12 protein-coding genes and 1 tRNA gene are annotated in these 18,791 nt (G+C 67.4%); 9 read left to right on the top strand and 4 right to left on the bottom strand.

Going from position 1 to position 18,791, the window contains the following annotated elements; translation table 11 throughout:
- Nucleotide 1 precedes the first annotated feature (1 nt).
- The 3 genes from D893_RS00135 to rpsU all read right to left on the bottom strand — a co-directional run bounded on the left by D893_RS00135 (nucleotide 2) and on the right by rpsU (nucleotide 2,252).
- Nucleotides 2-1,411 carry an FAD-dependent oxidoreductase gene (locus D893_RS00135; RefSeq protein ID WP_018946786.1) on the bottom strand — a complete coding sequence of 470 codons (1,410 nt, stop codon included), beginning with the start codon at nucleotides 1,409-1,411 and terminating at the stop codon, nucleotides 2-4.
- A gap of 107 nt (nucleotides 1,412-1,518) precedes the next feature.
- A complete protein-coding gene (locus tag D893_RS00130; RefSeq protein WP_018870998.1) occupies nucleotides 1,519-1,968 on the bottom strand; it encodes a GatB/YqeY domain-containing protein in 450 nt (149 codons plus the stop codon).
- Between the two features lie 68 nt (nucleotides 1,969-2,036).
- The gene (rpsU, locus tag D893_RS00125; protein ID WP_018870999.1) at nucleotides 2,037-2,252 is read right to left on the bottom strand and encodes a 30S ribosomal protein S21; all 216 of its coding nucleotides are present in this window, start codon (nucleotides 2,250-2,252) and stop codon (nucleotides 2,037-2,039) included.
- A gap of 200 nt (nucleotides 2,253-2,452) precedes the next feature.
- Here rpsU and aroB point away from each other — a divergent pair, with 200 nt between their 5' ends.
- From aroB to D893_RS00080, 9 genes are all read left to right on the top strand, one after another.
- Complete coding sequence (gene aroB, locus D893_RS00120) at nucleotides 2,453-3,550, top strand: 3-dehydroquinate synthase (protein WP_110618814.1); 1,098 nt, start codon at nucleotides 2,453-2,455, stop codon at nucleotides 3,548-3,550.
- Nucleotides 3,540-4,727, top strand: a complete 1,188-nt coding sequence (locus tag D893_RS00115) for a deoxyguanosinetriphosphate triphosphohydrolase (protein ID WP_018871001.1) — start codon at nucleotides 3,540-3,542, stop codon at nucleotides 4,725-4,727. Before aroB ends, D893_RS00115 begins: the two co-directional genes overlap by 11 nt.
- Before the next feature lie 5 nt (nucleotides 4,728-4,732).
- Nucleotides 4,733-6,508 carry an SPOR domain-containing protein gene (locus tag D893_RS00110; RefSeq protein WP_110618813.1) on the top strand — a complete coding sequence of 592 codons (1,776 nt, stop codon included), beginning with the start codon at nucleotides 4,733-4,735 and terminating at the stop codon, nucleotides 6,506-6,508.
- 137 nt (nucleotides 6,509-6,645) lie between these two features.
- Nucleotides 6,646-11,106 (top strand): glutamate synthase large subunit, encoded by a 4,461-nt coding sequence (gltB, locus tag D893_RS00105; protein ID WP_110618811.1) that lies wholly within the window; start codon nucleotides 6,646-6,648, stop codon nucleotides 11,104-11,106.
- 166 nt (nucleotides 11,107-11,272) lie between these two features.
- Entirely contained in the window at nucleotides 11,273-11,869 is a 597-nt protein-coding gene (locus D893_RS00100) for a Uma2 family endonuclease (protein WP_018946782.1), read from the top strand.
- A 208-nt stretch (nucleotides 11,870-12,077) separates the two neighbouring features.
- Entirely contained in the window at nucleotides 12,078-13,901 is a 1,824-nt protein-coding gene (gene dnaG / locus D893_RS00095; RefSeq protein ID WP_110618809.1) for a DNA primase, read from the top strand.
- A 188-nt stretch (nucleotides 13,902-14,089) separates the two neighbouring features.
- On the top strand, nucleotides 14,090-15,973 hold the full coding sequence (gene rpoD / locus D893_RS00090) for an RNA polymerase sigma factor RpoD (RefSeq protein WP_110618807.1): 1,884 nt from the start codon (nucleotides 14,090-14,092) through the stop codon (nucleotides 15,971-15,973).
- Nucleotides 15,974-16,093: 120 nt separating this feature from the next.
- Nucleotides 16,094-16,170: transfer RNA gene (locus tag D893_RS00085), tRNA-Ile, on the top strand.
- Nucleotides 16,171-16,807: 637 nt separating this feature from the next.
- Entirely contained in the window at nucleotides 16,808-18,187 is a 1,380-nt protein-coding gene (locus tag D893_RS00080) for a VWA domain-containing protein (RefSeq protein ID WP_110618805.1), read from the top strand.
- A gap of 86 nt (nucleotides 18,188-18,273) precedes the next feature.
- Here the strand turns inward: D893_RS00080 and D893_RS00075 are convergent, their stop codons facing one another.
- Nucleotides 18,274-18,693 (bottom strand): hypothetical protein, encoded by a 420-nt coding sequence (locus D893_RS00075; RefSeq protein ID WP_110618803.1) that lies wholly within the window; start codon nucleotides 18,691-18,693, stop codon nucleotides 18,274-18,276.
- Nucleotides 18,694-18,791: the final 98 nt, after the last annotated feature.

The raw sequence follows: 18,791 nt of genomic DNA, 5'->3' as shown, positions 1-18,791 counted from the left end.
CTCAGACGCCGAGGTATTCAAGAATGCCTTCGGCGGCCTGGCGGCCCTCGAAGACGGCGGTGACCACCAGGTCGGAGCCGCGGACCATGTCGCCGCCGGCAAAGACCTTCTCGTTGGCGGTCTGGAAGGCGTGCCGGCCGGATTCCGGCGCACGGACGCGGCCGCCCTCGTCGATGTCGATGCCGTGTTCGCCGAACCAGTCGGATGGTGACGGGCGGAAGCCGAAAGCCACCAGCACGCGGTCGGCGGGAATCACGTACTCGGAACCCGGCACCGGCTCGGGACGCCGCCGGCCACGCTCGTCCGGTGCACCCATCCGGGTGCGCACGACCTTCACGCCCTCGACCTTGTCGTCGCCCACGATCTCGAGCGGCTGCACGTTGAACTCGAACTGCACGCCCTCCTCGCGCGCATGCACGACCTCCTTGCGCGAGCCCGGCATGTTCTCTTCGTCACGGCGGTAGGCACAGGTCACCGAGGTGGCGCCCTGGCGAATGGAGGTGCGGTTGCAGTCCATTGCGGTGTCGCCGCCGCCGAGGACCACGACCCGCTGCCCGGCCATGTCGACGAAACCGTTCTCGTCGTGCTCCCAGCCCATCACTTCGCGGATGTTGGACACCAGGAACGGCAGGGCCGGATAGACCCCGGGCAGATCCTCACCGGGGAAACCGCCCTGCATCGCGTTGTAGGTCCCCATGCCGAGGAAGACCGCGTCGTATTCGTCCAGCAGCGCCTGGAACTCCACGTCGCGGCCGATCTCGGTATTCAGGCGAAATTCCACGCCCATTCCCTCGAGCAGTTCCCGACGGGTGCGGATCACGTTCTTTTCCAGCTTGAACGGGGGGATCCCGAAGGTCAGCAACCCGCCGATCTCGGGGTAACGGTCATAGACCACCGCCTCGACACCATTGCGCGCGAGGATGTCGGCACAACCGAGACCGGCCGGCCCGGCGCCGATCACCGCGACCCGCTTGCCGGTCGGCACCACATCCGACAGATCGGGCCGCCAGCCGGCCTTCAGCGCCTCGTCGGTGATGTATTTCTCCACCGAACCGATGGTGACCGCGCCGAAGCCGTCATTCAGGGTGCAGGCACCCTCGCACAGGCGGTCCTGCGGACACACCCGGCCACAGACCTCCGGCAGGGAATTGGTCTTGTGCGACATCTCGGCGGCGGCAAACAGATTGCCTTCCTCGACCAGCTTCAGCCAGTTGGGGATGAAGTTGTGGACCGGGCACTTCCACTCACAATAGGGATTGCCGCAGGCCAGGCAGCGCCCGGCCTGCTGGCCGGCGGTGGCGGGATCGAACTGGCCGATGATCTCGCCGAACTCGTGGATGCGGATTTCCGCGGGGGTCTTCTGGGGGTCCTGGCGCGGGAGGTCCAGGAACTGCATCGGATTGGTCGCCATGGGTCAGTCGCTCCAACGAAACGGGGTCGGGGCCACAACGGCCGGAGGGCCCGGCACCGGCGCGGCAGGTCATACGAGGACTACATTTGACACGGGCCCGTCCGGGGTCAAGATTTCCCCAGTGCTGCGCGGACCTTGCCGCTGACGGCACCCATGTCGGCACGCCCGAAGACCCGCGGCTTGAGTACGCCCATCACCCGGCCCATGTCACCCGGGCCCTCGGCCCCGGTCTCGGCGATGACCTCGGCAATCACCGCATCCAGCGCGGCGTCGTCCAGCGGCTCGGGCATGTAGGCCTCCACCACGGCAATCTCCGCGGCCTCACGGTCGGCGAGATCGTCGCGCCCGCCCTGACGGTATTGCTCGATGGAATCGCGCCGCTGCTTCAGCATGCGATTGAGGATCGCGAGCACGGCGTCGTCGTCTGCGTCGCGGCGCTCGTCGACTTCGAACTGGGAGATTTCCGCCTGAATCTGACGCAGTATCGCCAGGCGGTCCCGTTCCCGAGCCCGCATGGCCTGTTTCACGTCATCCTGCAACCGGGCCTTCAGCGACATTCGGCATCCCTCCTCGCAAGGATTCATGCGCGAGCCACGGGCCCGGTCGGGCCGGGGCTCCGCGGAGTTCAGTACAGCCGCGGCCGACGGGTCATGTCGCGCGAATTCTTCTTCAGCTGCCGCTTCACCGCGGCGGCCGCCTTGCGCTTGCGCTCGGCCGTGGGCTTCTCGTAGTACTCGCGGCGGCGGACTTCGGCCACCACACCGGCCTTTTCACAGGTGCGCTTGAAACGGCGCAGGGCAACCTCGAAGGGTTCGTTTTCGCGGACTCGAACGTGCGGCATACAATCTCCGGTTACAGCATTGGTTTCGACGAAACGGTGTACGTTAAGCCATGGCCGGCACACACGCCCGCCATGCAGAACGGAGCATGATAATCCAGGACAGCCCCTTTGGAAAAGCCCGTGACTCGGGAAACGCTGATCAATGTGCACGTTCGCGAGCCTGACTTACGAGCACGCGACGTGCACGCTATGATGACTCCATGGAAATCTTGAACGTCGAACTGGGCGAACGCAGCTACCCGATCCACATTGGCCCCGGCGAGGCCGCGCGGGCCGAGCATTTCGCTCCGGTGCTGGAGGGGCGGCGCGTCGCAGTCGTCACCAACAGTACCGTGGGGCCACTGTATGGCGAGCGCCTGCGCGCCAGCCTGACCGCGGCCGGAGTGCGCGGCGAGCCCCTGTGGATCGAGCTGCCCGACGGCGAATCGCACAAGACGCTGGCGACGGTCGAACAGATCCTGACCCGGCTGCTGGAGGCCCGCTTCGACCGCGGCAGCCGCATCGTCGCGCTGGGGGGTGGCGTGGTGGGCGACATCGCCGGTTTCGCCGCCGCGATCTACCAGCGAGGCATCCACTTCGTTCAGGTCCCGACCACCCTGCTGGCGCAGGTCGACTCCTCCGTGGGCGGCAAGACCGGGGTCAACCACCCGCTGGGCAAGAACATGATCGGGTCCTTCCACCAGCCGCGCGCGGTGGTCATCGACACCGACAGCCTGCAGAGCCTGCCGACGCGCGAGCTGCGCGCCGGTCTCGCCGAAGTCATCAAGTACGGCCTGATGCAGGACGCGGATTTCTTCGCCTGGCTGGAAGAACACCTCGACCGCCTGCTCGCCCTGGAACCCGAGGCGCTGGCCCACGCCATCCGCCGCTCCTGTGCCTGCAAGGCCGAAGTAGTCGCCGCGGACGAACGCGAATCCGGCCGCCGCGCCCTGCTCAACCTCGGCCACACTTTCGGCCACGCCATTGAAACCGGCATGGGCTATGGCGCCTGGCTGCACGGCGAGGCGGTAGGCACCGGCATGGCCATGGCCGCCCGGATGTCCGCGCGCATGGGCTGGCTGGCCCCGGCCGACGCCGCGCGCGCCGAGGCCTTGATCCACCGCGCCGGCCTCGACACCTACCCGCCGGCGGAACTGGATGCCGCCCGCTTCCGCGAACTGATGGGGATCGACAAGAAGGTCAGCGAAGGGCGCCTGCGGCTGGTGCTGCTGCGCGGGCTGGGCGCCGCCGAGCTGACCGCCGAGTTCGACGACAACGCCCTGCAACACACCCTCGACGAGACCGCCCGTGCCGCCTGAGACCGCCTCGATTGCCCGCACTCCGAACGGCGTCGGCCTCGCCCCGTGGGCGGCCGACCCGGAGCGGACACGCGGCCGCCGGCATCCGGAAGACGCCCCGCGCCACCGCAGCGAGTTCCAGCGTGATCGCGACCGCATCGTGCATTCCAGCGCGTTTCGCCGCCTGGAGTACAAGACCCAGGTATTCATCAGCCACGAGGGCGACCTGTTCCGCAACCGCCTCACGCATTCGCTGGAGGTCGCGCAGATCGGGCGTTCCGTCGCCCGCGCCCTGGGCCTCAACGAAGACCTCACCGAGGCGGTCGCGCTGGCCCATGACCTGGGCCACACCCCGTTCGGCCACACCGGGCAGCACGCCCTGAACGACTGCATGCGCGAACATGGCGGCTTTGAACACAACCTGCAGTCGCTGCGGATCGTGGACCACCTCGAGGCGCATTACGCCGACTTCGACGGCCTCAACCTGACCTTCGAGACCCGCGAGGGCATCCTCAAGCACTGCTCGCCGGAAGACGCCCGCATCCTGGGCGAGGTGGGCGTGCGCTTTCTGCAGCGCGGCCAGCCATCGCTGGAGGCCCAGCTGGCCAACGTCGCCGACGAGATCGCCTACAACAATCACGATGTCGACGACGGCCTGCGCGCCGGCCTGCTGCAGCTGGACCAGCTGATGGAAGTCCCGCTGTTCCGCGACTGCCTCGACGCGGTGCGCGCGCGCTACCCGAGGCTGGAGGCCCGCCGCGTACAGCACGAAACCGTGCGGCGCATGATCGACACCCTGGTCCAGGACCTGGTCACCACCAGCCGCCACGCGATCGAGAGCAGCAGCCCGGAATCGATCGACGCCGTGCGCGCGGAGAGCGGTCCGCTGATCCGCTTCAGCCCGGAGATGGCCGAACGCAACCGCACGCTCAAGACCTTCCTGCGGGAAAACCTCTACCGGCATCACCAGGTCCATGGCGTAATGCACAAGGCGCGCCAGATCATCCTTGACCTGTTCGCCGCCTTCGACCGCGACCCGCGCCTGATGCCGGAGCACTACCAGCGCCACGCCCGCGCCCTGAGCGAGGATGATCCGCATGGACAACAACGCGCCATCGCCGACTACATCGCCGGCATGACCGACCGTCACGCCATCCGCGAACATCACCGCCTGTTCGACCTCGGCACCCTGACCTGACCGCCATGGCACTCCGCGACCAATGCCTGGAACAGCTGGGCCTGCGCACCGACCCGTTCGCGGAGGTGCCCGACGCGGACTTCCTGTACACCGATCCGCTGCTGGACGGTGTCCTGGAATCCGCACGACAGGCTCTGGAGCACCCCGGTGCCGTGGTTCTGCTGACCGGCGACAACGGCTCCGGCCGCAGCCTGCAGCTGATGCGCCTGCTCGGCATGCTGCCCGAGGGCTACGAACTCATCGCCTTCAAGGCACGCATCAACACCCATTTCGAGTCGGTAGACCTGACCATCCGCAACTACCTGCGCTCGCAGAACGCGGATGACCCCGATCGCTCGCTGACCGAACTGCTCGCCCAGCGGGTGGTCGACGGATTCGTACCGGTGATCGCGATGGACGACGCCCACCTGGTGGGCACCGACATCGTCAACAACCTGCTGCGCATGCGCTCGGAGATCCTCGAGCAGCATGGTCGCGCACCGCGCATCGTACTGGTCGGCGGCGCGGGACTCCTGCGCCGCCGCCTGTACCTGCCGGACCCGGGAGACGAGGACCAGCTGACCCGCCTGAGCCTGCGCGCGTTCAACCTCGAACAGACCGCCGCCTACCTGCGTCATCGCCTGCTGGCCGCCGGCGCCGAAGACCCGGATGCACTACTCCCGCGCGAGGCCGTGCAGCGCCTGCAGACCGACAGCCAGGGGCTCGCGGGCGCCCTCAACCGCGAGGCGCGGATCCTGCTGGAAGCGAAATGTCGCCCGACACCGGGCACGACTGCGCCCCCCGCGGGCGCGTCCGCCGGCCAGGCAGCCACCGCCAATGCCGGGGATGCGCGGGATGCTGCGGAATCCGCGTCGCCATCCGGAGCGGCGCCGTCCGGCACCCGCCCCGAGGAGCAGGCCGGTGCTCCATCCGGAGCCGAACCCGCCCCCGGAGAAAGCCTCCGCGCGAGCCGCGACGGCGACGATTTCACCCCGGCCGCATTCGCCCTGCGCGGCGAGCGCGACGCCTCGGACGCCGACGCGGAAACGACAGCGGAGGAGCCGGCTCTCGCACCGGCCGAAGCACAACCGTTCTGGAACCAGCGCTGGTTCGTTCCCGCCGTAGCCGCCACCGTGGCCTTCGGGATCGCCGCGCCGCTGCTGTGGCAACTGCTGACCGGCTCGCCCGAGCACGCCCCGGAACACGAAGAACGAGTGGAACTGCCCCTGCCGGAACGCCCGGACGAGCGGGAAGCGGCCCCGGATCCGCCCCTCGAAGCGGAAGAGCCGTCACCGGAGATCGCTCGGCTGGAACCGGAGCCCATCCTGCCCCCGCCAGCCACCGACGAACCGGCGGAGACACCGGAAGAGCCGGGCCCGCCCCCCGAAGCCGAGCCGGAGCCCGAACCGGAGCCGGAGCCGGAACCCGAGCCGGAGCCGGAGCCGGAGCCGGAGCCGGCCGATCAGACCACCGAAGCCCTGGCCGACGCCGAGGGCGACGACGAGCGCCTGCAAGGCGACCTGGAATGGCTCGAGGGTCAGGATGCCTCGCGCATGACCATCCAGCTGGTGGCCGCGCCGGACATGGACACCGCGCGCGAATACGCAGACCGCCACAATCTCGGTGGCATCCGCTACATCCCCACCCGCACGGGCGGGAACGACTACGTCGTGATCCTCGCCGGCGCCTTCCCCGACCGGGGCGCTGCGGAACAGGCGGCTGCCGAGCTGCCGGACAGCGCCCGGGACGCCGGCACCTGGATTCGCTCCATCGGTTCGGTCCAGGAGGCGGCCCGCCGCTGACCCCCCCGGGCAAGGCTGTCCACTCCACCTGCGCGTGTAATTGCACCCTCCGGTTTGCCGGAACACGATCATTCCGGTATATTCCTGCGCCCCTTTTTCCAGCCTGGTGCATACGCACCACGACCGGAGGCCTATCGATGCAGCAGACCCGACTGACCGGCACCCTCCATCGCCCCGAATTCGAACGCGACAATTGCGGATTCGGCCTCATCGCACACATGGACGGGCAGGCCAGTCACTGGGTACTGGAAACTGCAATACGGGCTCTCGAACGGCTGACACATCGCGGCGCGATCGCCGCCGACGGCAAGACCGGCGACGGCTGCGGCCTGCTGATGCGGACCCCCGAACCGTTCCTGCGCCAGATCGCGGATGAAGCGGGCATCGCGCTGGCGGAACGCTTCGCCGCCGGCCTGGTGTTCATCAACCCCGAGGCGATCGCCGAGACCCGCGCCGCGGTGGAAGACGCCCTCGACCGCGGCGGCCTGACCCTGGCCGGATGGCGCGAAGTCCCGGTCGACCCCGACGCCTGCGGGGCGGAAGCCCTGCGCACCCAGCCGCACGTCCTCCAGCTGTTCGTCAACGCCCCGGCGGAGATGGACGGCGACGCCTTCGAACGCGCCCTGTACGTCGCGCGGCGGCGCGCGGAGATGGCGATGGCTTCGGACCCGGTGTTCTACGTGCCGAGCCTGTCGGCGCGGGTACTGTCGTACAAGGGTCTGGTGATGCCGGCCAACCTGCCGGTGTTCTACCCCGACCTGCAGCGCCCGGAGCTGGAAACCGCGATCTGCGTGTTCCACCAGCGCTTCTCCACCAACACCTGGCCGCAGTGGGGCCTGGCTCAGCCGTTCCGTTTCCTCGCGCACAACGGCGAGATCAACACCGTGCAGGGCAACCGCAACTGGGCGGTCGCGCGCCAGCACAAGTTCGCCAACGAACTGCTTCCCGAACTGGCCGAGCTGGAACCGCTGGTCAATCTGGAAGGTTCCGATTCGCAAAGCCTCGACAACATGCTCGAGGTTCTGCTGGCCGGCGGCATGGACCTGTTCCGTGCGATGCGCCTGCTGGTCCCGCCGGCGTGGCAGAACGTCGCGCACATGGACCCGGATCTGCGCGCGTTCTACGAGTACAACTCCATGCACATGGAGCCCTGGGATGGCCCGGCCGGCATCGTGCTGACCGACGGCCGCTACGCCGGCTGCACCCTGGACCGCAACGGCCTGCGCCCGGCGCGCTACGTCATCACGAAGGACCGCCACATCACCCTGGCCTCGGAGATCGGCGTGTACGACTACGCCCCCGAGGACGTGGTCGCCAAGGGCCGCCTGAAGCCCGGGCAGATGCTGGCGGTGGACACCGAAACCGGCGAGCTGCTGCAACCCGAGGACATCGACCAGATCAACCGCAAGCGTCAGCCCTACCGGCAGTGGCTGCGCGCGCAGGTGCATCACCTGAAGAGCCAGCTGGATGACAATCAGCTGTTCTCCGGCGAACCCATGCCGGCGGCGCGTCTCGAGACCTACGAGAAACTGTTCGACGTCACCTTCGAGGAGCGCGACCAGGTCCTGCGCGTGCTGGCCGAGGCCGGCCAGGAGGCCGTCGGCTCGATGGGCGACGACACCCCGTTCGCCGTGCTGTCGCAGCAGACCCGTTCGCTGTACGACTACTTCCGCCAGCAGTTCGCCCAGGTCACCAACCCGGCGATCGACCCGCTGCGCGAGAGCATCGTGATGTCGCTGGAGACCTGCTTCGGCCGCGAGCAGGGGCTGTTCGAGGAAACCCCGGAACACGCCCACCGGCTGGTGGCGGATTCCCCGGTGCTGTCCGAGGTGAAGTTCCGCGAGCTGTGCAATCAGACCGAAGATGCCTTCCGCGTGGAACGGCTGGACCTCAATTACGACCGCCAGAGCCTCGACCTCGAATCGGCGATCAAGCAGCTGACCGAAAATGCGGTCCGGGCCGTGCGCGATGGCGCCGTGATCCTCGTCCTGTCCGACCGCGCGATCGACAGCGAGCGCCGGCCGATCCCCGCGCCGCTGGCGGTAGGCGCGGTGCATCACGCCCTGATCGCCGCGCGCCTGCGTACCGACGCCAACATCGTCATCGAGACCGCCACCGTGCGCGACCCGCACCACTTCGCGGTACTGATCGGCTATGGCGCGACCGCGATCTACCCCTATCTCGCCTACTCCGCGCTGCACGGCATGAGCGAATCCGGGGAGATCCCCGGGGTGGACGCCCTTACCCTGGCGCAGAACTATCGCAAGGGGATCAACAAGGGCCTGTTCAAGATCCTCTCCAAAATGGGCATCTCGACCATCGCCAGTTACCGCGGGGCCCAGCTGTTCGAGATCGTCGGTCTCGCCGACGAGGTCGTGGAGACCTGCTTCAAGGGCACCACCAGTCGCATCCGCGGCACCCGTTTTGCCGATATCGAGGAAGACCTGGACATCCTCGCACAGCGTGCCTGGAATCCGCGCAAGGCGCCCAAGCAGGGCGGGCTGCTGAAGTACATCCACGGCGGGGAATACCACGCCTACAATCCGGACGTGATCCAGACCCTGCACCGCGCGGTGCAGTCCGGTGACTACGGGGTGTACCAGGAATACGCGGCATTGGTGAACGAACGTCCGGTGGCGACCCTGCGCGACCTGCTCAAGCCGCGCGAGGACATCGAGCCGATCGAAGTCGACGAGGTCGAGTCCGAGGCCGACATCCTGCCGCGTTTCGACTCCGCCGGCATGAGCCTGGGCGCGCTGTCGCCGGAGGCCCACGAGGCTCTCGCCACCGCGATGAACCGCCTCGGCGGGCGCTCCAACTCCGGCGAGGGCGGCGAGGCCGTCTCCCGCTACGGCACCGAGCGCATGTCGAAGATCAAGCAGGTGGCCTCCGGCCGCTTCGGCGTGACCCCGCACTATCTGGTCAACGCCGAGGTGCTGCAGATCAAGGTCGCCCAGGGCGCCAAGCCCGGCGAAGGCGGCCAGCTGCCGGGCCACAAGGTCAACAAGATGATCGCCGAGCTGCGCTATTCGAATCCGGGCGTGGCCCTGATCTCGCCGCCGCCGCATCACGACATCTATTCCATCGAAGACCTGGCGCAGCTGATCTTCGACCTCAAGCAGGTCAACCCGGATGCGCTGGTCTCGGTGAAGCTGGTCTCCGAGGCCGGCGTCGGCACCGTGGCCGCGGGCGTGGCCAAGGCCTATGCCGACCTGATCACCATCTCCGGTTACGACGGCGGCACCGGCGCCAGCCCGCTGACTTCGGTCAAGTACGCCGGCACGCCCTGGGAACTGGGCCTGGCCGAGACCCACGCGACCCTGCGCGGCAACGACCTGCGCGACAAGGTGCGCCTGCAGACCGACGGCGGCCTGAAGACCGGGCTCGACGTGATCAAGGCCGCGATCCTCGGTGCGGAGAGCTTCGGCTTCGGCACCGGGCCGATGGTCGCACTCGGCTGCAAGTACCTGCGCATCTGCCACCTGAACAACTGCGCCACGGGTGTCGCCACGCAGGACAAGGTGCTGCGCATGAACCACTTCATCGGCCTGCCCGAGATGGTCATGCACTACTTCCAGTTCGTCGCCCGCGAGACCCGCGAATGGATGGCGAAACTGGGCGTGCGCAGCCTGACCGACCTGATCGGCCGCACCGACCTGCTCGAAGTCCTGCCGGGCGAAACGCCCCGGCAGCAGCACCTGGCCATCGACCGCCTGCTGGAGACCGGCGACCTCGACGACAAGCCGCGCTTCTGCAAGGAGCCGAAGAACGAGCCGTTCGACAAGGCCGAGCTGGCAGAAAAGATGGTCGCCGACATGCTCGACGCCATCGAAAACAAGGCCGGCGGCGAGCACCATTACAAGTGCAGTAACACCGACCGCTCCATCGGCGCGCGGCTGTCCGGCGAGATTGCCCGGCGCCACGGCAACCAGGGCATGGCCGAAGCCCCGCTGCAGGTACGCCTGCAGGGCACGGCCGGACAGAGCTTCGGCGTCTGGAACGCCGGCGGCCTGCACCTGTACCTGGAAGGCGACGCCAACGACTACGTCGGCAAGGGCATGACCGGCGGCAAGCTGGTGATCCGCCCGCCGGAAGGTTCGGGCTTTGCCAGCCAGGACACCACCATCATGGGCAACACCTGCCTGTACGGCGCGACCGGGGGCAAGCTGTTCGCCGCCGGCCAGGCCGGCGAGCGCTTCGGCGTGCGCAACTCCGGGGCCATCGCGGTGGTAGAAGGCATCGGCGACCACGGCTGCGAATACATGACCGGCGGCGTGATGACCATCCTGGGTGGCACCGGGGTCAACTTCGGCGCCGGAATGACCGGCGGCTTCGCCTTCGTGCTCGACCGGGAGAACGACTTCCCCGACCGCATCAACAACGAGCTGATCGACCTGCACCGCCTCGACACCGAGGACATGGAGGCCCATCGCAACTATCTCGAGGAACTCATCACCGAGTTCGTGCACGAGACGGACAGCGCCTGGGGCCGCCAGATCCTCGAACAGTTCGACAGCTGGCAGGGCTCCTTCTGGCTGGTCAAACCCAAGGCCGCCGAACTCAGCGGTCTGCTGGCCAACCTGCGCCAGGCGGCCTGAGCGGGCCCGGCCAACGGACGTTGACCTGTCACGGGCCCCGCAAGGGGCCCGTTCTGTTTGCGGGCGGAGCCGTCACGCCCGGGCGGCATCGTGCGCCACTGGACGCGGCCTGCCCGCAGCGCAATACTGGGAGGCAGTCACGGCATTCGTGGTACGGAGGCAGCCGATGGGAATGGCCAACGCCCGGGCGTTCACGCCGGTGGACGAATACCTGCAGGGAGAGCTGGAGACCGAGATCCGGCACGAATACGTCAACGGCACCGTCTATGCCATGGGCGGGGCCAGCCGCAATCACAACCTGATTGCCGGAAACTTGTTCGCTGCCCTGCACGCCGCCCTGCGCGGCGGTCCGTGCCAGACCTTCATGGCCGACATGAAGGTGCATCTGCGCCTGGGTGACGACGAGCTGTTCTACTATCCCGACGTCATGGTCGGCTGCGACCCGGACGACCGTCACCGCTACTATCTCGAGCGGCCTCGGGTGATTGCCGAGGTGGCCTCGCCGGCCACCGAACGCCTCGACCGTCGGGAGAAACTGCTGGCCTATACCCGGCTCGACAGCCTCGCCACCTACCTGATCGTCGAGCAGCAGCGCCCGGCGGTCCAGGTCTATCGGCGAAACGCCGGCTGGGCCGCGGAATACCTCGGCGCCGAGGACCGCCTGGAGCTCCCCGAGCTGGAATGGAGCCTGCCCGTGGAGGAGCTCTACACCGGCATCGACCCCGACGCCGTCGCCGAGGACTCCGCCCCGCCATACCGCTGACCCCGCGCCTGATCGGCCGGAGGGCCGGCCTCCCACGGCCCGGGCCCGCCCCCTGTGTGGGTGGGGGGTAGGAGCGCAGCCCTCTGCGCGATACGGCGCTCCAACCGCTATCTCCGGCGGGCCAATGGTCCCTGCGGATGCGGGCGCGGTATCATGCTCGGCCACGCCCCGGCCCCGGGGCGGACTCCCCCGTCCGGCGACGAGGACCATGGCAGGCCGTATCCCGCAGGCATTCATCGACGAGCTGCTCGAGCGCACCGACATCGTGGAGGTGGTGCGCCGGCGCGTCAGCCTCAAGAAGGCCGGCAGCGAATACGCCGCCTGCTGCCCGTTCCACGGCGAAAAGACCCCGTCGTTCTACGTATCCCCGCAGAAGCAGTTCTACCACTGCTTCGGCTGCGGCGTGCACGGCACTGCCATCGGTTTCCTGATGGATTACGAGAACCTCGCCTTTCCCGAGGCGGTGGAACAGCTCGCCGAACAGGCTGGCCTGGAGGTCCCGCGCGAAAACGACGACGGCCCGCGCCAGGACACCACCGGGCCACTGTACGCCGCGCTGGAGGCCGCCGCGGACTACTACGTCCGCCAGCTGCGCGAGACCCCGCGCGCGGTCGACTATCTCAAGAACCGCGGCATCGACGGCGCCACCGCCCGCGATTTCCGCCTCGGCTGGGCGCCGAAATCGGGCCTGCTGCAGACGCTGTCGGAGCGCTTCTCCCCGCAGCAGCTGGTGGATGCCGGCCTCGCCGCGCGCCGCGACAACGGCGACCTGCGCGAACGTTTCCGCGCCCGCATCATGTTTCCCATTCGCGACCGGCGCGGGCGTGTCACCGGCTTTGGCGGGCGCCTGATCGACGACGGCGAGCCCAAGTACCTCAACAGTCCCGAGAGCACGGTCTTCCACAAGGGACAGACCATCTACGGCCTGTTCGAGGCCCGCCGCGCGCAGACCCGGCTGGATCACCTGGTGGTGGTCGAGGGGTACATGGACGTGGTCGCGCTGGCGCGCAGCGGCTACCACCGGGCCGTCGCCTGCATGGGGACGGCTCTGGGACGCAGCCACTTCGACGTACTGTTCCGCCAGGTCGGCCACCTGACCCTGTGCTTCGACGGCGACGCCGCCGGACGCCGCGCCGCTTCGCGCGCGCTGGAACAGGCCCTGCCGGTGATGCAGGGCATGCGCGAAGTCCGTTTCCTGTTCCTGCCCGAGGGCGACGACCCCGACAGCCTGGTGCGCCGCGAAGGCCTCGCTGCCTGGGAACGGCTGCTGGAGCAGGCCCTGCCGCTGTCCGAGGCCCTGGTGCGGCTGCTGCGCGAAGAGCACCCCACCGAGACTGCCGAGGGGCGCACGCATTTCGCCCACGCCGCGGTGCGCCGCATCGCCACCGCACGCGATCCGCTGTTCCGCGAACTGCTGTGCGAACGCGTCGCCGAGGAGAGCCACCTCCCGCGCGAGCGCCTGGAGGAACAGCTGCAGACCGAGACGGCCAGCGGCAGCGCCAGCTACGCAGCCGCAGGGGCCGCCGGGCGCGCCACAACCGGCCCTGCGAGCCCTCCCGAAGAAACGCCTTCGCCGTACGGCCCGCCTGTCAGTCGTCCCCGCGGCGAATCCGCGCCTTCGAGCGGGCGCCGCAGCACGACCCTGTGGGCCGCCCTGCTCGCGCGCATCCTGCAGCACCCGGAACTGGACTGGGACACACCCGCCCTGCGCGAGCTGGCGGCCGCCAGCGGCGAGGCTTCCGGCACCCTCGGCCGACTGCTGGAAGCCCTGGGCGAGCAGCCGCGGCCGGATACCGCGCGGCTGCTGGAACGATTCCGCCAACACCCGCGCTTCGAACGCCTGCTGTCGCTGGCCAGCGCCGAGCTGCACGACGGCGAAGACGGGATGACCCGTCAGGTCGCACTGGACGCCGCCGACCAGCTGCTGCGGCGCCACTGCCGCGAACGCATCCGTGAACTCACCGCTTCCGGGAGTCTGGATACGGAACAACGCGACGAACTCGCGCGTCTCACCTCCATCCTGCAGGGCTGAAGGCGAGACCGCGCCGCAGCCGCAGCCGCAGCCCATGGCCCCTTGAAATCCCCGTTCGTGCCCGCATCCACTTGATTGCACGAACCATTTTTCGCGCGCCTCACGGGGCGAGCAATATAAGACACTTCTGCTATAATGCAGGGTTCACTTTTCGAAGCCGAACGACGAACCTCGGAGATCAGATCGCGATGAACCGTGAAGAGCAGCAATCCCAGCTCAAGGAACTCATTGCCAAGGGCAAGGAGCAGGGATACCTCACGTATACCGAGGTGAACGACCACCTGCCCGAAACCATCATCGACTCCGACCAGGTCGAAGACATCATCGCGATGATCAACGACATGGGCATCGAAGTCCACGAGCAGGCCCCGGACGCCGACAGCCTGCTGCTGTCCGACGGCTCGGTGTCCGCCGACGAAGACGCCGAGGACGCGGTCGCCGCGCTGGCCTCCGCCGACAGCGACTTCGGCCGCACCACCGACCCGGTGCGCATGTACATGCGCGAGATGGGTACCGTGGAGCTGCTCACCCGCGAGGGCGAGATCCGCATCGCCAAGCGCATCGAAGAGGGCCTGATGCAGGTCCTGTTCGCGCTGGCCCACCATCCCGGCGCGATCGACAAGCTCATCAAGGATTACGACCAGATCGTCGAGAACGGCAGCCGCCTGACCGACCTGGTGGTGTCCTTCATCGAGCCCGACGGCACCAATGGCGAGGCCGTCGCCCGTGGCCTGGCCGAAGAGGTCGACGTCAAGGAGCAGCCTCAGCCGAAGAAGGAAGAGGCCGCCTCGCCCGAACTGGACGCCATCTCCGAGGCCGTGGACGAAGCCGACGAAGAGGCCGGCGAGCCGGTGGACAACGGGCCCGACCCCGAAGAGGCCCGCCGGCGCTTCGAGAAACTGCGCGAACTGCACGCCCGCGCCCACGCCGCCTTCGAGGCCGGCGACATGGAAGCGTATGCCACCGCGCGCGAAGAAACCGCGAAGTACTTCATGGAGTTCAAGCTGGTGCCGCGCGTGGTCGACCAGCTGACCCAGGAACTGCACACGACCATCGACCGGATCCGCAAGCACGAACGCCGGATCATGGACATGGCCGTGAACCAGGCGCATATGCCGCGCAAGACCTTCATCGACGGCTTCCCGCGCAACGAGACCAACCTCAACTGGATCCAGGAAGTCCAGAAGGAAGGCAAGGGCAAGTACGTCAACGCCCTCGGTGATCTCGAGGACGACATCGTGCGCACGCAGAAGAAACTGGCCGAGATCGAGCGCGAGGCCAGCCTCAGCATCTCCGAGATCAAGGAGATCAACCGCCGCATGTCCATCGGCGAGGCCAAGGCCCGCCGCGCCAAGAAAGAAATGGTCGAGGCCAACCTGCGCCTGGTGATCTCCATCGCCAAGAAGTACACCAACCGCGGCCTGCAGTTCCTCGACCTGATCCAGGAAGGCAACATCGGCCTGATGAAGGCGGTGGACAAGTTCGAATACCGCCGCGGCTACAAGTTCTCGACCTACGCCACCTGGTGGATCCGCCAGGCCATCACCCGCTCCATCGCGGACCAGGCCCGGACCATCCGCATCCCGGTGCACATGATCGAGACCATCAACAAGCTCAACCGCGTCTCCCGCCAGATGCTGCAGGAGATGGGCCGCGAGGCCACGCCGGAAGAGCTGGCCGAGCGCATGGAGATGCCCGAGGACAAGATCCGCAAGGTGATGAAGATCTCCAAGGAACCGATCTCCATGGAGACCCCGATCGGCGACGACGAGGACTCCCACCTGGGCGACTTCATCGAAGACGAAAAGGTCGCCTCCCCGACCGAGTCCGCCGCGCAGGAAAGCCTCACCGAGGCCACCCGCGAGATCCTGTCCACGCTGACCCCGCGCGAGGCCAAGGTCCTGCGCATGCGCTTCGGCATCGACATGAACACCGACCACACCCTGGAGGAGGTCGGCAAGCAGTTCGACGTGACCCGCGAGCGCATCCGCCAGATCGAGGCCAAGGCCCTGCGCAAGCTGCGCCACCCGACCCGCGCCGAACTGCTGCGCACCTACATGGACGCCGAATAACCGGTACCTCGCGCCCGTCCCGCAGACGGGCCGCCCCTCCACTATGCGGCGCCCTGCCCCCTCGGGGTAGAATGGCGCCGCATCCGTTTGCGGCCCCGCTGCGAACCCACCCGAGCACCCGGGCCTGTAGCTCAGTTGGTTAGAGCAGGGGACTCATAATCCCTTGGTCGTCGGTTCGAGTCCGACCGGGCCCACCACTCGCTTGCGCTCGCGCCGGGCAGGTCGGACTATCCCTGTCGCGCGCCTGTCGGCGCACGCCGTTCCGGCCTCGCGAAGCCATGCTTCGCGTCGCTACGCGACCGGCCTCCACCCAACCGGGCCCACCACTCGCTTGCGCTCGCGCCCCTCATCTTGAATCTCGATCTGTCCGTCCGGTTTACGCCGTCATCGCCCCATTCCTCGAATGGAGTCCGAATACCGGTCCCGTTTTTGGTACCCGTGCGAGCAGGCGGGAGCGCACGGAAGCCACCGACTGGCCGGCGGGAGGCACGCCCTCGACTTCGACGACGCCCCGGGATGAATACTGCATCCGGTACCGCACCGCGGCTGCCTGCCTCGCCCCTGCAGGGCAAACAAGCCTCAGCCTGTCCGCGCATTTTACATCCCGGTTCGTAACCGTTCGCAGCCAACTCACCAAGTTACTGAAAACAGGAAGGTGATCTTCTCTGGCCTGAGGCTTGCTAGGGCATTGGACAGGAACCCCCGAGAGAACGGTTTCACAAAACCCGCAGGGGCAACTTCCGAAAAGGCTTGCGATGCTGAACCTGGCCGCCGGACGGATGGGCCGGCTTCTCCAACAGCACCGTCCCCCCTACATCGATGGAGAAGAACACCATGAGGTTTGATATCGGACAGTCCCGACTCCTGGTTCCGGCCCTGCTGGCTGCGTCAATCGGCCTGACTGGCTGCGGCGGCGGAGGGGGCGGCGGAAGCAGCGGCGGTAGCGGCGGCAGTAGCGGTGGCAGTAGCGGAGGGGACGACTCGACCGACGTCAACGTACTGCCCGAACATTTCGACTTCGGAGTCGTTACGGAGGGCAACCAGGAACACACGCCCCCGCGGCAATTCACCATCAGCAACGAAGGTTCGACGTCCTACGACATCTCGAACATGTATCTGGCAGGGCAGGATCCGAACGCCTTCATCCTGGACCAGGGCGGTGGTGACGCCCCCTGCGACGCGCTGAGCCTGACACTCGACCCCGGCGACAGCTGCACCATTGCGGTGGCATTCGGCCCCGGCCAGCAGAATTTCGGCGAGCACCGGGCGCTGTTGATCGTGGAGAGCGACGATCCCAACGCCCCCTCGGTCGGGCATGCCGCCAGCCTGGACGGCGAATATGCCCATATTGATCCGGATCTCAACGTCCAGGTCAACCAGGTCAACGCGTGCCCGGGGGAGCTGGACAAAGCCTATATTTCCGTCATCGATCAGGCGGGATACCCGGTCAAGGGGCTGCACGAGGACCCTGCAAATTTCACGCTGGTGGAGAGCTCCGGCATGGAATCCCAACCGGTCCACGTCACCTGGATCGAAGAAAGCTTCACCAACCTCGCGTTCAGCGTCGCCATGGACTACAGCGCCAGTATCACCGACGTCCCCGGCGCGGTATCCAACATGGAAGAGGGAGCAAAGTTACTGGTCGACGCGATGCTGTCCGAGGATGAAGCAGACATCATCAAATACGCCACTGAGGTCGAGCTCATGACCCCGCAGTTCACTTCGGACAAAGGCGTGCTGGAAGCCGCGATCGACAAGGAACCCGACGGTGCCGGCGGTCGCACCGCCTTGTACGACGCCACCGTCGAGGCCATCGAGCGGACCACCGAACGCGACAAGGACCGCAAGGCCATCATCTCCCAGACCGACGGCATGGACAACGAGTCCGACGCCGATGTGGACGATGCGATCGAACTGGCCAACGCGGCCGGCATCCCCGTGTTCACCATCGGGTTCGGCGACTTCGACGAAGACCATCTGCGAAAGCTCGCGCGCGAGACGGGCGGCCTGTTCTACGAAGCGGCAGGTGACGAAAACCTTCAGCAGGTCTTTCAGCAAGTGACCAGCCTGCTGTTCAGCGATCAATACGAGATCGACTTCGATTCCGAACTTGAATATGGCGAGGAAGGCTCGCTCAGGGTCATCGTCGAGTACGAGAGGGACGGTATCGAGTTCTCCGGGGAGGGCGAGAGGGTCGTCCACGCTTGCCCGTAAGCGTCCTCGGCGTCATCCCGGGTCCCCTTTCGGTACGGGACCCCGGGTCCGCCCGCTACGGGGGACGGCTCAGGGTTCCCTCGAAATCAGGCCGCCTCGGCGTCGATGAGGCCCCGCTGGAGGTCGATGGTGATCCGCTTGCCCTCGATGACCGTGGCGCAGGCCAGCAGGAAGAGCTCCACGAACTCGTTTCGCTCCTCCTCCGGCATTTCCGTGGAGGCATTGAAGGTGCCGAACATGGTGTCGTGGGCCCCGGCGGTGTAGAGGATCAGTCGCTGCATGGCGTCCTGGTCGTCCGGCGAGGGTGCGGCGGTGTCCAGGGTCGGCTCGCCCACCTTTTCCTTGATGGTGGAGTAGAGGTGGAACAGGTACTCCGCCGCGCTCTGGCGCCCCCGCCGGTCCTGCAGGGTGAAGTTGGCGGAGACCTCCTGGCCACTGCGTGCGCGCAGCACGATGTATTTCGACTCGGGCTGATCGTCGGCGTACGGATTCAGGATATCGGCCACGGTGTCTCCGGATCGGGATGGGCGAACGACCCCGGAGGGTACGAGACACCCCGGGAGATTTCCACGGCGGCCGCGCCCGCCGAGGGGTTATCCACCCC

This window comes from Thioalkalivibrio sp. ALE21 (assembly GCF_003208255.1).
Classification (GTDB): domain Bacteria; phylum Pseudomonadota; class Gammaproteobacteria; order Ectothiorhodospirales; family Ectothiorhodospiraceae; genus Thioalkalivibrio; species Thioalkalivibrio halophilus.
The sequence above is the reverse complement of the archived record's forward strand: the minus strand, read 5'-3'. Positions and strand labels throughout refer to the sequence as shown.

Excerpts from the sequence above, each read along its gene's own strand:
- D893_RS00135 (WP_018946786.1), bottom strand. The coding sequence starts at position 1,411 with ATGGCGACCAATCCGATGCAGTTCCTGGACCTCCCGCGCCAGGACCCC.
- D893_RS00130 (WP_018870998.1), bottom strand. The coding sequence starts at position 1,968 with ATGTCGCTGAAGGCCCGGTTGCAGGATGACGTGAAACAGGCCATGCGG.
- rpsU (WP_018870999.1), bottom strand. The coding sequence starts at position 2,252 with ATGCCGCACGTTCGAGTCCGCGAAAACGAACCCTTCGAGGTTGCCCTG.
- aroB (WP_110618814.1), top strand. The coding sequence starts at position 2,453 with ATGGAAATCTTGAACGTCGAACTGGGCGAACGCAGCTACCCGATCCAC.
- D893_RS00110 (WP_110618813.1), top strand. The coding sequence starts at position 4,733 with ATGGCACTCCGCGACCAATGCCTGGAACAGCTGGGCCTGCGCACCGAC.
- gltB (WP_110618811.1), top strand. The coding sequence starts at position 6,646 with ATGCAGCAGACCCGACTGACCGGCACCCTCCATCGCCCCGAATTCGAA.
- D893_RS00100 (WP_018946782.1), top strand. The coding sequence starts at position 11,273 with ATGGGAATGGCCAACGCCCGGGCGTTCACGCCGGTGGACGAATACCTG.
- dnaG (WP_110618809.1), top strand. The coding sequence starts at position 12,078 with ATGGCAGGCCGTATCCCGCAGGCATTCATCGACGAGCTGCTCGAGCGC.
- rpoD (WP_110618807.1), top strand. The coding sequence starts at position 14,090 with ATGAACCGTGAAGAGCAGCAATCCCAGCTCAAGGAACTCATTGCCAAG.
- D893_RS00080 (WP_110618805.1), top strand. The coding sequence starts at position 16,808 with ATGAGGTTTGATATCGGACAGTCCCGACTCCTGGTTCCGGCCCTGCTG.